Source organism: Asaia sp. Ae19-3 (assembly GCF_059801175.1).
Genome location: NZ_JBCHWF010000001.1, coordinates 2,494,350 through 2,508,162 on the forward strand (window position 1 = coordinate 2,494,350; position 13,813 = coordinate 2,508,162).

The following is a 13,813-nucleotide window of genomic DNA, read 5'->3' on the forward strand; positions in this document are numbered from 1 at the left end:
CGGTCCTTGATGACCGGGCTTTTTTATAGGGCGAAGCCTTAAGCTGGAAAGATCAGCCGACGCTTTCGCGACGGTCACGCAGCTTCACATAGGCAATTGCGCAATGCTCGGCGCAGTAAGGCTTGCCGGGAACGGGCTTGGCACCGCAGAAATGGAACCCGGGCGTGCCGGGATCACCGTTCGGCCAGCAGCAGGCCGGACCGCGGCGCGGTGAGGTTTCTGTCGTCAACGGGCGCAGAAGCGGGCGAAGCATCAGGTCTGGCGACATGGTTTTGGCCTCGGCGGGTTTGCGGGTCGGGCTGGGCTTGCTGGCAGCAGGCGCAGCGTTATCAGGCACTCCAGAACTGGCGCTTGCGGCGGGTTTTTCAACCGGTTCCGGTCTGGAAACAGGCGGCGCGACCGGCTCGGCGGCGACAGGCGCTGCGGGTGCAGCTGCGACTGACGGTTTCGCCTCGCTGACGGGCGCGGTCTGCGGCGCAGCCGGAGCTACCGTTACCGTCTCGTCGGCGACAGGCGCGGCCGGAGCTTCGGTTGCTGCGTCCTTGCGTGGCTTGGCCGTCGCGCGGATCGGCGATGGGCGCGGTGGCAGACCCAGGCGATGGGCCTTGCCGACAACGGCGTTTTTCGTGATCGACAATTGCCTGCCAATCTCGGCAGTGGATAGTCCTTCCTGCCAAAGCGTCTGAAGACGGGAGATTATTTCGTCAGTCCATTCCATCGCCCGTGCTCCTCATTCAGTCCTGTGACGTAAAACTAGGGTGTCGCTACGACTTGCTCAATCCGTAAAGCGGATTTTTCTATGATGAGACTGGCGGATAAACACGGAGCTCTTGCTCAAGTCAATCTGAACCCGCACGAATTACCAAAGAATGAGGGGCGAGCCGCTGTCATGACGCAGAAGGCATCGCCACTTACGCGCATTCACTCCGCGCTGGGGGACCTGACGAGGCGAACACTGCGCCCCTCGACCACGAGATGGATCTCTCCCTTGAGCAAAGCAAGCGCGTCTTCGCCAAAAACGGCGCGACGCCATCCCTGCAGGACGGGGCTGTCGGTCTCGCCCAGCGCGAGACTGTCCAGATCATCACTCGTCGCGACCAGCTTGGGCGCCACGCGATTGGCCTCACAGCTTGCAGCCAGCACCACCTTGAGCAGCGCCACGAGCGCAGCAGATGGCTTGGCCCCATCCGATTTGCGCGGCGGGCGGGGCAGGTCTTTTTCCGGCAGATCAATGCCAATCTGTATGGCAGCGAGCAGCCCCGGTGCGGCCTTGCCTTCAGCAAAACCACGCGAGACACCACGCACACGCGACAGCGCCTCGGAATCCTGAGGACGAACAGCAGCGATTTCCAGCAGGCTCTCGTCGCGGATCAGACGCTGACGCGGAATATTCAGCGCCTGCGCCTCGGTCTCGCGCCAGGCAGCAACCTCACGCAGCACGGCCAGCATGCGGCGATTATTGGTGCGCGCCTTGAGGCGCTCCCACTGGCGGCGCGGATCGGGACGGAAGGTTGCCGGATCATTCAGCACAGCAAGCTCGGCGTCGGCCCAGCGCAGGCGGTTCTGCTTTTCAAGCTCGTCATGCAGCGTCAGATAGACATTGCGCAAATGGGTGACGTCTGCCGCTGCATAGGCGATCTGCGCCTTCGACAGGGGGCGGGCTGCCCAGTCGCTGAAACGATGCGTCTTGTCGATGCTCGCGCCGGTAATGGCATTGACCAGCGTGTCATAGCCGACCTGATCGCCATAGCCGCCAACCATGGCGGCCACCTGCGTGTCAAAAATGGAGCGAGGCAGCGCATCGAAGAGATGCAGGAAAATCTCGAGATCCTGGCGGGCTGCGTGGAAGACCTTCACGCAGCTTTCTGTCGCCAGCAGATCCGCAAGGGGTGCGAGGTCCAGCCCGGGCGCCAACGTATCGATGACGGCTACATCGGACACACCACCCAGCTGCACCACACAAAGCTCAGGCCAGTATGTATGTTCGCGCACGAACTCCGTATCGATCGTGACGAACGGCTCCTGCTTGAGTCGGGCGCAAAGTTGCGCCAAATCTTCTGTAGAAGACACGATGACTGGGGCTGGGAAACCGGCTTGAGACACTTGCATTTCCCTTCCATACATCAGGGCAGACCATCATGACCACATCAGAGAACGATCTGGCGGCGCTTAGCCAGCTCGGCCGTCAGACAACCCAGCCGGACAGCCCGGAAACCGCAACGCTTGAACGCGTACCGAGCCCGCATAAAGGCCGCGATTACGTCGTGCGCTTCACGGCACCGGAGTTCACCTCGCTCTGCCCCGTCACGGGCCAGCCCGATTTTGCACATATCGTGATCGATTATATTCCAGACGAATGGATCGTCGAAAGCAAGTCACTGAAGCTCTATCTGACCAGCTTCCGCAATCATGGCGCTTTCCACGAAGACTGCTCGGTCAGTATCGCCGTGAAACTGGTCGAGATCCTGAACCCGAAATGGCTGCGTATCGGCGCCTACTGGTATCCGCGCGGCGGTATTCCCATCGACGTCTTCTGGCAGACGGGTGAAGCACCGAAGGGTGTCTGGATTCCGGCTCAGGACGTGCCCGGCTATCGCGGTCGCGGCTAGATCACGCGACCATCGCCCCCAGGACGGGGGCGGAATAGAAGCGATCGTAAAAAATCGCTTTCCGGTATGAAAAAGGCCGGTGCCCTGAGAGGGAACCGGCCTTTTTCAAGAATTCAGTGAAGCGGGTGGGTCGCTTCGGCGGCCTCGATGGCCGCTCTGGTCGCCTGAATCTTGCGAGACAGACGATCCTGATCGGCAATGTCGTCAGCGGCCACATTCGTCAGCTGGGTTTCCAGCATTTCGAGGCGGCTCTCTGCTTCACTCAGAACGATATCCTCGATCGGAAGCGCCTCATCCGCAAGGATGGTGCAGCGATCGGCCGTGATATCGGCGAAACCACCGGAGACGAAGAAACGCTCGGTAACGACGCCATTCTCATAGAGACTGACGACGCCACCGCGCAGCAGCAGCATGATCGGCGCGTGATCCGGCATGGCCGCGATATCGCCTTCCTCGCCCGGGATGACAGCCATGTCTACTTCCTTCTGGAAGAGCAGCTTCTCCGGGCTGATGATTTCGACCTGAACCGGCATGGGCTTACGCCGACTCCTTCATCTTCTCGGCCTTGGCGATCGCTTCGTCGATCGGGCCGACCATGTAGAAAGCGCCTTCCGGCAGGTGGTCGTATTCACCGGCCACAATCGCCTTGAAGCTGCGCACGGTGTCGTCAAGCGCAACGAGCTTGCCCGGCGAACCCGTGAAGACTTCAGCCACGTGGAACGGCTGCGACAGGAAGCGCTGGATGCGACGTGCGCGCGCCACGACCTGCTTGTCCTCTTCCGAAAGCTCGTCCATGCCCAGGATCGCGATGATGTCCTGCAGGCCCTTGTAGGTCTGAAGGATACGCTGCACGTCACGGGCCACCTGGTAGTGCTCTTCACCGACGATCTTCGGGTCGAGCGAACGCGAGGTGGAGTCGAGCGGATCGACAGCCGGGTAGATACCCATTTCAGCGATCGAGCGGTTCAGCACGGTCGTGGCGTCAAGATGGGCGAAGGTCGCGGCAGGAGCCGGATCGGTCAGATCGTCGGCAGGCACGTAAACGGCCTGAACCGAGGTGATCGAGCCCTTCTTGGTCGAGGTGATGCGCTCCTGCAGGGCGCCCATCTCGGTGGCCAGCGTCGGCTGATAGCCAACGGCCGAAGGAATACGACCCAGCAGAGCCGAAACTTCCGAACCGGCCTGGGTGAAGCGGAAGATGTTGTCCACGAAGAACAGCACGTCCTGGCCTTCCTCGTCGCGGAAATATTCTGCGAGAGACAGGGCAGACAGGGCAACGCGGGCGCGGGCACCCGGCGGCTCGTTCATCTGGCCATAGACCAGTGCGACCTTGGAGCCAGCCGTCGAGCCGTCTTCACCGATCTTGATCACGCCGGCATCCTGCATTTCGAAATACAGGTCGTTGCCTTCACGCGTACGCTCGCCGACACCGGCAAAAACGGACACGCCGCCATGGGCCTTGGCGATGTTGTTGATCAGTTCCTGAATGATAACGGTCTTGCCGACGCCGGCGCCACCGAACAGACCGATCTTGCCACCCTTGAGGTAAGGGCAGAGCAGATCGACAACCTTGATGCCGGTCACGAGAATTTCGGACGCAGCAGCCTGGTCTTCGAAGGACGGGGCCTTGCGGTGAATCGGATAATGCTTGTCGGACACAACCGGGCCGCGCTCATCGACGGGCTCGCCAATGACGTTCAAGATACGGCCAAGCGTGGCCGGACCAACCGGAACGGTGATCTGCGCGCCAGTATCCTTGACGGCACTGCCACGGACCAGACCATCGGTGCTGTCCATGGCGATGCAGCGCACTTCGCGCTCACCGATTTCCTGTGCCACTTCGAGCACGAGGGTCTGGTCGCCAATCTGGACGTGCAGCGCATTGAGGATATGCGGCAGCGTGCCTTCGAACTGGACATCGACCACGGGACCGCGGACCTGCGTCACGCGACCCACGACGTTGCTGCTGGCAGACGACAGAGTTTCGGACATCGTATTTCGGCTCCTGCGTAAAAGTCTCAGACGGCTTCAGCGCCGGAGATGATCTCGATAAGTTCTTTGGTGATGTTGCTCTGTCGGGTGCGGTTGTAGCGCTGCGACAATTCGTCGATCGCCTTGCCTGCGTTCCGTGTCGCGTTATCCATGGCGGTCATGCGCGCGCCCTGCTCGCCAGCTGCACTTTCGAGAAGCGCTGCGTAGAACTGCACCTGGATGTTACGCGGCAGAAGCTGAGCGAGCAGCTCGGCTTCATTGGGCTCAAATTCGTATTGAGCGCTATATTCTGTCTGATTGTCGTTCTCAGGCACCGTCAGGGGCACCAGGGCCTCTTCTGTCGGTGTCTGCGTCATGGCGTTCACGAAGCGGTTGAACACAACCGTCACGCGATCGACCTGACCCGAGGTCAGCAATTCCGTCACACGCTCGCCAAGCTCGGCAGCAGCCTGGAACTGCACCTCGCGGCCGCCCGTGCCCGTGATACGGTCAACAAGCTTGGTGGGGAAGATGCGCGCCATGGCATCGCCGCCCTTGCGGCCGACGGGCAGGATGCGCACCGTTTCGCCCTGTGCCTCGAGACGCGCCACGATCTGACGCGTTGCGCGCACCAGATTGGCGTTGAAGCCACCGGCAAGACCGAAATCGCTGGTCAGAAGAACGACGAGATGGGTCGAGCCCTTGCCACCTTCGAGCAGGATCGGCAGCTCGCCCTGACCGGCTGTTGCAACAGCCAGCTCGGCCAGCATGCGACGCATGGCAGCAGCATAGGGACGCGAGGCCTCGGCATGCTTCTGAAAACGGCGCAGCTTTGACGCTGCAACCATTTTCATGGCGCTCGTGATCTTGCGCTGTGATTTCACGCCCGCGATCCGGGCGCGCAGTTCCTTCAGCGAGGGCATGATCCGTCCTTAGGCTTCGAAGCGCTTGTTGAACGCCGTGAGCAGCTCGGTCAGCTTGGCTTCGACTTCCGGCTTGATCTGGCGATCATTGCGGATGGCGTCGAGAATGTCCTTGCCCGGGCCACGCATCTCGGCAAGCAGAGCGGCTTCGTAGCGCACGACCTGATCGACCTTTACCACGTCGACAAAGCCACGCGTACCGGCAAACAGCACCACAACCTGCTCTTCAACCGGCAGCGGCGAGGTCTGCGGCTGCTTCAGCAGCTCGGTCAGACGGGCGCCACGTTCCAGCTGCTTGCGGGTTGCGGGGTCGAGATCGGAAGCGAACTGCGCGAACGCAGCCATTTCACGATACTGGGCCAGGTCCAGCTTGATCTTGCCGGCAACCTGCTTCATCGCCTTGATCTGGGCTGCGGAGCCGACGCGCGACACCGAACCACCGACGTTCACGGCAGGGCGGATGCCCTTGTAGAACAGATCGGTCTCAAGGAAGATCTGACCGTCGGTGATCGAGATCACGTTGGTCGGGATGTAGGCAGCAACGTCACCAGCCTGCGTCTCGATGACCGGCAGAGCCGTCAGCGAACCACCGCCGAACTCGTCGGACATCTTGGCAGCGCGCTCGAGCAGACGCGAATGCAGATAGAACACGTCACCCGGGAAAGCCTCACGGCCCGGCGGACGACGGAGCAGCAGCGACATCTGGCGATAGGCCACGGCCTGCTTCGACAGATCGTCATAGCAGATCAGGGCATGCATGCCGTTGTCACGGAAGAACTCACCCATCGAGCAGGCCGAGTATGGAGCAAGATACTGCATCGGTGCCGGGTCGGAAGCCGTTGCAGCGACAACGATGGAGTATTCCATCGAGCCTTCTTCCGTCAGCGTGCGAACGAGGTTGGCAACGGTCGAACGCTTCTGGCCAATGGCAACATAGATGCAGTAGAGCTTCTGCTTCTCGTCACCCGTGGCGTTGACGGGCTTCTGGGCAACGATGGTGTCGATCAGAATGGCGGTCTTGCCGGTCTGACGGTCACCGATCACGAGTTCACGCTGGCCACGGCCGATCGGCACCAAGGCGTCAATGGCCTTGATACCGGTCTGCATCGGCTCGCAGACGGACTGGCGCGGCATGATGCCGGGCGCCTTGACCTCTGCGCGCTTCATGACGACGTCGGTCAGCGGGCCCTTGCCGTCGATCGGGTTGCCGAGAGCGTCAACAACGCGGCCCAGAAGACCCTTGCCGACCGGCACTTCGACCACAGCGCCCGTACGGGTGACGGTGTCACCTTCGCGGATGCCGTCACCATCGCCGAACACGACAACGCCGACGCTGTCTTCTTCAAGGTTCAGCACCATGCCACGGTCGCCCGTGGTCTGGAAATCGACCATTTCGCCTGACATGGCGTTGGACAGGCCATAGACGCGCGCAATGCCGTCACCGATCGACAGGACGGTGCCCGTCTCGGAGACCTGCGCATCGTCATTGAAGGACGCGATCTGCTGCTTGAGGATGTCCGAAATCTCTGCGGGACGGATATCCATCACGCGGCTCCCTTCATGGCATTCTGGATGCGGGTCAGACGCCCGCGAATGGAGGTATCAAATAGCTTGGCGCCGATCTGCACGACAAGGCCACCGATCAGCTCGGGCTCGACGCGTTCGATCATGGACACACGGGCATAGCCCGCTTCTGCCAGGCGAGTCTGCAAGGCGCTGCGCTGTGCCGCACTGAGCGGCTGTGCGCTGCGCACTTCGGCCACGGTCTCACCACGACGCTTGGCGTCAAGAGCGATAACCGCACCGAGAATATCATCGAGGCGTGCGGCGCGACGGTTGCGCGCGATGACGCCAATGAAACGCTGAAGCGTTTCGCTGAAACCCTGGGCCTTCAGCACGGCGCCGAGTCCCTGGCCAGCCTGACGGGAATCAAGACTCTGGTCGGTGAGGAAGTCGCGCAGCGGCGCGCTTTCCACAATCAGCTTGCGCAGCGCACGCACCTGATCGAGCACCTCAGGGAGTACCGACTTCTCTTCGGCATACTCGTAGAGCGCCAGGGCGTAGCGATGGGCCACGCCTCCTGGCGAGTCCAAGCTGACCTGCGGTGCTTCGGCTGTTTCGACCACTGTCACGTCTGGCGTTCCCACCCCAATTACACAAACATCCTGACGACCAACGGGGGAGCCGTGCAGGGTTTTGCCCCAACGCACCACTCATGCAACCGATTGATCATGACTCAGGTAACGAGACTGTTCATCCCGATTCCGCAATAACGGATCAGGCCTCGCGGGGCGTCTAGCACGCGTCTAGCGCCCTGTGCAACTGACACTCTGGTGCAAAGCAGGCCACGGACAGGAACCTTCCCGGCTTCACCAGACCTTCCGCAAGCGCTTTGTTCCGGATTTGCACTCTCGCGGCGGTTTTTGCCACAACCGGGCGCTTCTCCCTGCTCAGAACAAGGACAGTTATGTCACTCATTTCCTGCGCCCCTCTCATTCCCTCCCGACGCAGTCTCGCCCCGCTTGTCTGCTCTCTGGCGATTCTCTCCTCACCCGCGTTGGCCGCAGCCCCACCGGAACAACCTGCAGGTGTGCCCTACTGGGATAACTGGACCGATGAGCAGGGCGTGAGCCATCTGACAAAATGCAAACTGCGCAATTTCACTCTCAGGCAACTGGCACCCCATGCGGACCCGCAATGGGTCAATCACGCGCAGCAGGGGCAGGCCCGTATGGTGACCAGTGTGCAGCCTGCACACTGGAAGGGCGGCTGGCATGCGCCGGAGAGCGTGCAATGGATCATCCCGATCCAAGGCGTGTGGTTTGTTCAGAGCATGGATGGCACACGGGTGGAACTGAACCCGGGCGACGCCCTGCTGAGTGAGGACGTTGGCGCCAAAGCCGACAGGGACGGTCATATCGGCCATCTCTCGGGCAATGTCGGCGATGCGCCTGTCGCCCTCATGATCACGCAGTTTGCGTCAGCAACGCCCAGCCACAAACCCTGCCTGACAGAGTGAGCACGCGGACACGCGCCTGAACAAAGGCACTCTGATGTAATTTTTCGGGAGAGGATCGGCTGGAGCGGGCGAAGGGAATCGAACCCTCCTCAGAAGCTTGGAAGGCTACTGCATTACCACTATGCTACGCCCGCGCTTCAGCTGATGACCCTCCCTAACGCCGATCCCGGCGCGAGGCAAGTGACAGTTTTGGCCGAAAAACTGCAAATGATCTCTTGACTTAAGCGCTCCGGCGCCGCATTACGCCGCAAGTGGTCTCGTCATGACCCAACCGGACCGGATGTTTCATCTGCGATGGTTGACCAGGCGGACGACGTTAGGGGTGTAGCTCAATTGGCTAGAGCGCCGGTCTCCAAAACCGGAGGTTGAGAGTTCGAGACCCTCCGCCCCTGCCACCACGCCGCAGCCGCTGGCTGATAAAGTCAGCGAGCGGAGTCGGGCGCGGTATTCCGCCACGCGCGGCTTTCAGATAAACATGAGGATGACGGTGTCGGTCACTACCCCCAAAAACGGGTCGCAGCAGTCTTCGCCCTCTAAGGGTGGCGCCCCGAAACCCTCTGCAAAACCAGCAATCCGTTTCAATCTGGTGCAATACCTGAAAGACGTCCGCGCGGAAGCAACCAGGGTCACCTGGCCGACTCGCCGCAATACGCTGGTTACAACGGGCGCCGTGCTGGCCATGGCCGCCCTCACCTCTGTTTTCTTTTTCGTCGTCGACCAGGTTATCGGGCTTGGCGTGCGCGAACTCTTTGGCATTGGAGGCTAAGACGAACAACCATGGCTAAGCGTTGGTACGTCGTGCATGTCTATTCCGGGTTCGAGAAGAAGATTGCCACCCACATCAAGGAACAGGCAGCTCAGAAAGGTCTGAGCGATCAGTTCGAGGAAGTTCTGGTACCGTCCGAGGACGTTACCGAAGTGCGCCGTGGTCGCAAGATCAATGCCGAGCGCAAGTTCTTCCCGGGCTATGTTCTGGTGAAAATGGAACTGACCGACGATGCCTGGCATCTGGTCAAGGATACCCCCAAGGTCACCGGCTTTCTGGGCACGCGCAACCGTCCCTCGCCCATCACCGAGGCGGAGGCAGAGCGTATGCTCAAGCAGGCTGAAGAAGGTGTCGAGCGTCCGCGTTCGGCTCTTACCTTCGAGATCGGCGAACAGATCCGCGTAGCCGATGGTCCGTTCACTTCGTTCAACGGTGTCATCGAGGAAGTGGACGAAGAGCGTTCGCGCCTCAAGGTCAGCGTCTCGATCTTCGGTCGCTCCACACCGGTGGAACTCGACTACACACAGGTCGAGAAGCTCTGATTATTCGGCTCTAAGCCTGAAAAAACCCGCCTCCGAAAGGAAGCGGGTTTTTTTGTGCCTGTTTGGCAGAGCCCGAAAGGCTCCTCCCTGAAAACAAGGGAGAAGCCGTCGCAAGCCCTCAGGGCGTGGCCGGAAGCACTGGCAATACCGGCAGGGCGCGGATCTTCTGTGCTGCCAGATCGGCCAATTGCCCTGTCAGGGTGCTGAGACCAGCCACCAGCGTGTTGGCCTGCTTGTTTTCGAGATGGGTCTGCAGCTGGACCGGAATCGTGAGATTCGGACCAATGCCGGATTTTTCGCCATGAACCGAGAGCGATCCGACAAGGGACGCATTCCCCTGCTGATCGGCATTGAAGGCCGTAACCGTCAGCTCGACGAAAGCGAGAGGCTTGGTCGAAACCGCGTCGTTCTGGGCAAAAACGGTCGTTCCCGGCAGGCGCTGCGCCAGATCCTGCGTCAAAACACGCCCGATCATGTCACCAATCCCTTCGCTCCAGGCATTCCCCTTCGCGATGCCCAGTTTGTAGTCCTTGTCCTGACGCACGATTTCGTCGCGATCAAGGCTGGCGGTCACGACAGGCGTGCGCACCTCGACCACAACCGGGCCGCCCTGCTGGGCGACGCCGGGTACGGGCGCGATGGAGTAAAGTGTCGGATCGCTGCCACAGGCCGAGAGCCCCGTCATCGTCAGAAGCGACAGGGCAGCAACAGCGACGGGACGGCGCATGGCGCGATGCGAGCGGAGAGAAAGCAATATCTTCACGTCAGTGGCGTCCCGTAATCAGTGCCGAAGGATGGTGATTCAGGTAGTCGGTAAGGAAGCGTATGGAACGCGCCGCCTGGCCGAGCTGGGTGATCATGGCCTGCAAATCGCGATGGAAATCGGTATCGCCACCATAGCTGGCCAGCACTACCTGCGCGTTTTTCAACGTACCCTGAAGCGCATCGCTCATGGCGGGCAGCTTCTTGAGCAGGGGCTTCATGCCCTTATCGGCATTCTGGGTCAGCTCGGAAATATGACGCAGCGAATCGCGCAGAGCGACAATCGACTGCTTCACTTCCGGGCTCGCCAGGCGCTGATCGGCATGTGCCAGCAGATCATTCAGATGCTCACCGATCTGGGTAAGCGGCATGGCCGCCACCTTGTCCATGGTCGTCGCCGCAGAAGCCATGATGCCGTCGATACCGCCAGGCTGGCTCGGAATGATGGCGACATCATCCTCATAGGTCAGACTCTCGGGCTTGGCGTTCTTGACGAATTGCAGGCCGATCATCGATTCGCCGGTCAGGAAGCTGGCGCTTTCGACCGAAGCCCTCATCCCTCGCGCCACAAATGCCTCAAGCAGTTTGTGCCGTGCGTCGCGTGAGCTGTCTTCGGTGCTCAGAACACGCTCCGGTTCGAGTTCCATCTCGACACGGACGCGGGCCGAAGCATCCTTTTCGTTCACCTTGAGCGAAACATCGGTCACGCTGCCCACTTGAATGCCAAACATGCTGACCGTTGCCCCGCTTGTGAGGCCCTTGACGGAGCTGTCGATATAGGTGGCGGCCTTGATTCTCTGATGATAGCGCGCGTTATCGGCCTCGGCCTGGCTGCCATACAGTCTGAAGACCGAATTGGCAGGCGCCTGGGGCGCATCCACCTTGAGGCGTCTTGTTGGCAGACCAAAAGCCACGCCGCCCGAAAGCAGCGCCTGAAGCGAGGTAAGCTGAACCTTGAGCCCACCTGCACCGAGCCCGACCTGAACACCAGAGACATTCCAGAAGCGTGTATCAGTGCGCAGGTAATGATCGTAGGGCGACTTGACGAAGACCTGGACCATGATCGGGCCTTCGCCACCCGGTGGCATGGTGTAACCCAGCACCTCACCTACCGACATGTCACGGAAGAAGACCGGCGCCCCTTCACCAATCGAGCCAAGCGTGGGCGTTACCAGCATAAAGGTGGAACCGGGCTGGTCCGAGCGCACGCCAGGGGCTGCTTCAAGCCCTGTGAAATTGCTCTCGTAGCGACCACCCTTCTCACCCGGATCGATCGCGATATAGGCCCCGGACAGCAGCGTTTCGAGACCGGTAATGCTGGCACCGTTGATACGCGGGCGCACGACCCAGAAACGCGTGTGATCGGTCAGGATATCCTCGGTATCGCCATTCATGCGCACATGTACGATCACGCGGCGCATATCCGGCGTCAGGCTGATATCCTGCACCGTACCCAACGTCACGGCCTTGTTCTTGACCTGGGTCTGCCCCGCAGTCAGGCCGGAAGCCGTATCGAAGGTAATGGTGATGTCCGGCCCGCGATTGGCAAGGCTCCGCCAGGCAAGCCATCCGGCAATCACGATCGCTAGGATCGGAATCAGCCAGATGACCGAGAAACGCGTCTTTCTGACCCCGGCCTGTTTGGGGGCGGGTGAATTCTGACGGGATTGATCGTTTTGGTCGCTCACGCGCGCTCAGGCTCCATATCGTGAGGAGGAAATGAAGTACCGCCCTCGGAGATCCCTCCCGGTGCGGAATTTTGTCTTGCCTCGTCGGGAGCCGGAACCGGGCCGTTTTCCCCTGCGGCGTCCCACATGCTGCGTGGGTCGAAGCTATGCACCGCAAATATCGTCACAATGACGACGATGGTGAAGAAAACCACACCTGGATCGGCGAGAACATTGGCGAGAAAGTTAAAATGTACGATCGCAACCAGAATTGAGATCATGAACACGTCGATCATCGACCAGCGTCCGATCAGATCGATCAGTCGATACAGCTTGGTGAGATTGCGCAGGCCCCTTTTCTGCTTGCGCCATGTGCCGATAACCATGACGGCAAGAGAGACGATCTTGAGCACCGGCACGGTGATCGAGGCAAAAAGCACCAGCAGCGCCAACGGGATCAGATCAGACTGCCAGAGTTCGATCACGCCATGGATGATGGTGCTGGTGTCGGGCTGACCCATCTTCGTATAGGTCATGACCGGCAGGAGATTGGCCGGAATATAGCAGATGATCCCGGCCAGCAGCAGGGCGGCGGCATTGGTCAGGCTGTTGGATTTGCGTCGGCGCAGGATCTGATGGCAGCGCGGGCAATCGCCCATATCGCCTTCACGCGACACGGGGTGATCGAATGCCATGACCAGCCCGCAGGAATGGCAGGACAGCATGTGCTGCAGCGATGGCATGAACTCTTCAGTTGCCGTCAGATGCTCGACCGGCAGGATACGTCCCTCGCCATCTGCCATCTCTTCGCGAATGTCGCGGTTATGCCAAATACGCTCGACATCGAGTGTGGAATCGGTAGCCGCCATGGTGAACATGAGCGCCGCGATCAGGAACACGCCAGCCTGCAGATCGACAATCGCCAGATCGATGAGCTTGGTATAGGCGACGAACACGCCGAGAATATAAACCTCGATCATCGACCATTCGCGCAGCCTGTCGTACCAGGACATGAGGCGCGGCGCCCAATCCGGCATATGCCGCCGGCTGGCCCCGATCAGAATGGCCCCCATAAGCGCAATCACGATGCCTGGCATGACCAGAGTGGTCAGGCCGACAATGACGCCAATTTCGCCAAATCCTTCTCTGCCGAGTTCGATCGGCCCTGTCAGAATCGTGACCGTGTTCACGCGACCATGAACATTGATCGTCAGCAACTGGGTGATGAGAAGCGCCAGATAGAGCGCTGCCGAGGCAAGACAGAAGGCCGTGGGGGCAGCGATAGGCGCCGTGCGCCTGCGCCGGGCCAACTGGGCATCGCACCGCGTGCAGAAGGCCACCTGCCCGCGCTTGAGACGCGGCACTGTCTGGAAAAGCCCGCAATAGGGGCATTCGCGCACACCCTCCACGACTTTCAGCGTCGGGGAAGGCGTCACGGAAGAAGTCATCGTGACGGCATTGCGCCACAGACGCTTATGGAAGCGATCAGACATGAATCATAGTGTAGCGAACGATTCCGTTGAGAGATAGGTGTTTGCCCTGTTGCAGTCCCCC

General features: G+C 60.5%; 14 protein-coding genes and 2 tRNA genes. 5 read left to right on the plus strand and 11 right to left on the minus strand.

Going from position 1 to position 13,813, the window contains the following annotated elements; translation table 11 throughout:
• Nucleotides 1-52 precede the first annotated feature (52 nt).
• A complete protein-coding gene (locus AAID99_RS10865) occupies nt 53-718 on the minus strand; it encodes a GcrA family cell cycle regulator (RefSeq protein ID WP_498493851.1) in 666 nt (221 codons plus the stop codon).
• A gap of 203 nt (nt 719-921) precedes the next feature.
• Nucleotides 922-2,109 (minus strand): ribonuclease D, encoded by a 1,188-nt coding sequence (gene rnd / locus AAID99_RS10870; RefSeq protein WP_498493852.1) that lies wholly within the window; start codon nt 2,107-2,109, stop codon nt 922-924.
• A 29-nt stretch (nt 2,110-2,138) separates the two neighbouring features.
• On the opposite strand from rnd, the gene queF reads away from it, so the two are divergent.
• Complete coding sequence (gene queF, locus AAID99_RS10875; RefSeq protein ID WP_188425513.1) at nt 2,139-2,609, plus strand: preQ(1) synthase; 471 nt, start codon at nt 2,139-2,141, stop codon at nt 2,607-2,609.
• A 113-nt stretch (nt 2,610-2,722) separates the two neighbouring features.
• Here the strand turns inward: queF and atpC are convergent, their stop codons facing one another.
• From atpC to atpH, 5 genes are read right to left on the minus strand one after another with little or no spacing between them, the layout of a single operon-like run.
• The gene (gene atpC, locus AAID99_RS10880; RefSeq protein ID WP_188425512.1) at nt 2,723-3,142 is read right to left on the minus strand and encodes an ATP synthase F1 subunit epsilon; all 420 of its coding nucleotides are present in this window, start codon (nt 3,140-3,142) and stop codon (nt 2,723-2,725) included.
• Between the two features lie 4 nt (nt 3,143-3,146).
• Nucleotides 3,147-4,601, minus strand: a complete 1,455-nt coding sequence (gene atpD, locus AAID99_RS10885; protein WP_188425511.1) for a F0F1 ATP synthase subunit beta — start codon at nt 4,599-4,601, stop codon at nt 3,147-3,149.
• Between the two features lie 26 nt (nt 4,602-4,627).
• On the minus strand, nt 4,628-5,503 hold the full coding sequence (locus tag AAID99_RS10890; RefSeq protein WP_188425510.1) for a F0F1 ATP synthase subunit gamma: 876 nt from the start codon (nt 5,501-5,503) through the stop codon (nt 4,628-4,630).
• Nucleotides 5,504-5,512: 9 nt separating this feature from the next.
• Entirely contained in the window at nt 5,513-7,048 is a 1,536-nt protein-coding gene (atpA, locus tag AAID99_RS10895) for a F0F1 ATP synthase subunit alpha (protein WP_188425509.1), read from the minus strand.
• The gene (atpH, locus tag AAID99_RS10900; RefSeq protein ID WP_408860560.1) at nt 7,048-7,695 is read right to left on the minus strand and encodes an ATP synthase F1 subunit delta; all 648 of its coding nucleotides are present in this window, start codon (nt 7,693-7,695) and stop codon (nt 7,048-7,050) included. The genes atpA and atpH overlap by 1 nt, the downstream gene beginning before the upstream one ends.
• Nucleotides 7,696-7,970: 275 nt before the next feature.
• On the opposite strand from atpH, the gene AAID99_RS10905 reads away from it, so the two are divergent.
• On the plus strand, nt 7,971-8,522 hold the full coding sequence (locus AAID99_RS10905; RefSeq protein WP_498493853.1) for a hypothetical protein: 552 nt from the start codon (nt 7,971-7,973) through the stop codon (nt 8,520-8,522).
• A gap of 60 nt (nt 8,523-8,582) precedes the next feature.
• On the opposite strand, the gene AAID99_RS10910 is transcribed toward AAID99_RS10905, so the two are convergent.
• A tRNA-Gly gene (locus AAID99_RS10910) sits at nt 8,583-8,656 on the minus strand.
• Nucleotides 8,657-8,840: 184 nt separating this feature from the next.
• Between AAID99_RS10910 and AAID99_RS10915 the strand changes: the two genes are divergently transcribed.
• The 3 genes from AAID99_RS10915 to nusG all read left to right on the plus strand — a co-directional run bounded on the left by AAID99_RS10915 (nt 8,841) and on the right by nusG (nt 9,830).
• Nucleotides 8,841-8,917 (plus strand) — tRNA-Trp (locus AAID99_RS10915).
• A gap of 86 nt (nt 8,918-9,003) precedes the next feature.
• Nucleotides 9,004-9,288 (plus strand): preprotein translocase subunit SecE, encoded by a 285-nt coding sequence (gene secE, locus AAID99_RS10920; RefSeq protein ID WP_229719543.1) that lies wholly within the window; start codon nt 9,004-9,006, stop codon nt 9,286-9,288.
• A gap of 11 nt (nt 9,289-9,299) precedes the next feature.
• Nucleotides 9,300-9,830: a transcription termination/antitermination protein NusG gene (gene nusG / locus AAID99_RS10925; protein ID WP_023979810.1), complete on the plus strand. Its 531-nt coding sequence runs from the start codon at nt 9,300-9,302 to the stop codon at nt 9,828-9,830.
• A 118-nt stretch (nt 9,831-9,948) separates the two neighbouring features.
• Here the strand turns inward: nusG and AAID99_RS10930 are convergent, their stop codons facing one another.
• Genes AAID99_RS10930 through AAID99_RS10940 form a run of 3 tightly spaced genes read right to left on the minus strand, consistent with a single transcriptional unit; the run spans nt 9,949 to nt 13,752 of the window.
• Entirely contained in the window at nt 9,949-10,593 is a 645-nt protein-coding gene (locus AAID99_RS10930) for a PqiC family protein (RefSeq protein ID WP_498493856.1), read from the minus strand.
• A gap of 1 nt (nt 10,594) precedes the next feature.
• Nucleotides 10,595-12,280, minus strand: a complete 1,686-nt coding sequence (locus AAID99_RS10935) for a PqiB family protein (protein ID WP_498493857.1) — start codon at nt 12,278-12,280, stop codon at nt 10,595-10,597.
• A complete protein-coding gene (locus tag AAID99_RS10940) occupies nt 12,277-13,752 on the minus strand; it encodes a paraquat-inducible protein A (protein ID WP_188425507.1) in 1,476 nt (491 codons plus the stop codon). Before AAID99_RS10940 ends, AAID99_RS10935 begins: the two co-directional genes overlap by 4 nt.
• Nucleotides 13,753-13,813 lie beyond the last annotated feature (61 nt).

What these genes read in the sequence shown, in the direction of transcription:
- AAID99_RS10865 (WP_498493851.1), bottom strand. Translation starts at nt 718, where the DNA reads ATGGAATGGACTGACGAAATAATCTCCCGTCTTCAGACGCTTTGGCAG.
- rnd (WP_498493852.1), bottom strand. Translation starts at nt 2,109, where the DNA reads ATGCAAGTGTCTCAAGCCGGTTTCCCAGCCCCAGTCATCGTGTCTTCT.
- queF (WP_188425513.1), top strand. Translation starts at nt 2,139, where the DNA reads ATGACCACATCAGAGAACGATCTGGCGGCGCTTAGCCAGCTCGGCCGT.
- atpC (WP_188425512.1), bottom strand. Translation starts at nt 3,142, where the DNA reads ATGCCGGTTCAGGTCGAAATCATCAGCCCGGAGAAGCTGCTCTTCCAG.
- atpD (WP_188425511.1), bottom strand. Translation starts at nt 4,601, where the DNA reads ATGTCCGAAACTCTGTCGTCTGCCAGCAGCAACGTCGTGGGTCGCGTG.
- AAID99_RS10890 (WP_188425510.1), bottom strand. Translation starts at nt 5,503, where the DNA reads ATGCCCTCGCTGAAGGAACTGCGCGCCCGGATCGCGGGCGTGAAATCA.
- atpA (WP_188425509.1), bottom strand. Translation starts at nt 7,048, where the DNA reads ATGGATATCCGTCCCGCAGAGATTTCGGACATCCTCAAGCAGCAGATC.
- AAID99_RS10905 (WP_498493853.1), top strand. Translation starts at nt 7,971, where the DNA reads ATGTCACTCATTTCCTGCGCCCCTCTCATTCCCTCCCGACGCAGTCTC.
- secE (WP_229719543.1), top strand. Translation starts at nt 9,004, where the DNA reads ATGACGGTGTCGGTCACTACCCCCAAAAACGGGTCGCAGCAGTCTTCG.
- nusG (WP_023979810.1), top strand. Translation starts at nt 9,300, where the DNA reads ATGGCTAAGCGTTGGTACGTCGTGCATGTCTATTCCGGGTTCGAGAAG.
- AAID99_RS10940 (WP_188425507.1), bottom strand. Translation starts at nt 13,752, where the DNA reads ATGTCTGATCGCTTCCATAAGCGTCTGTGGCGCAATGCCGTCACGATG.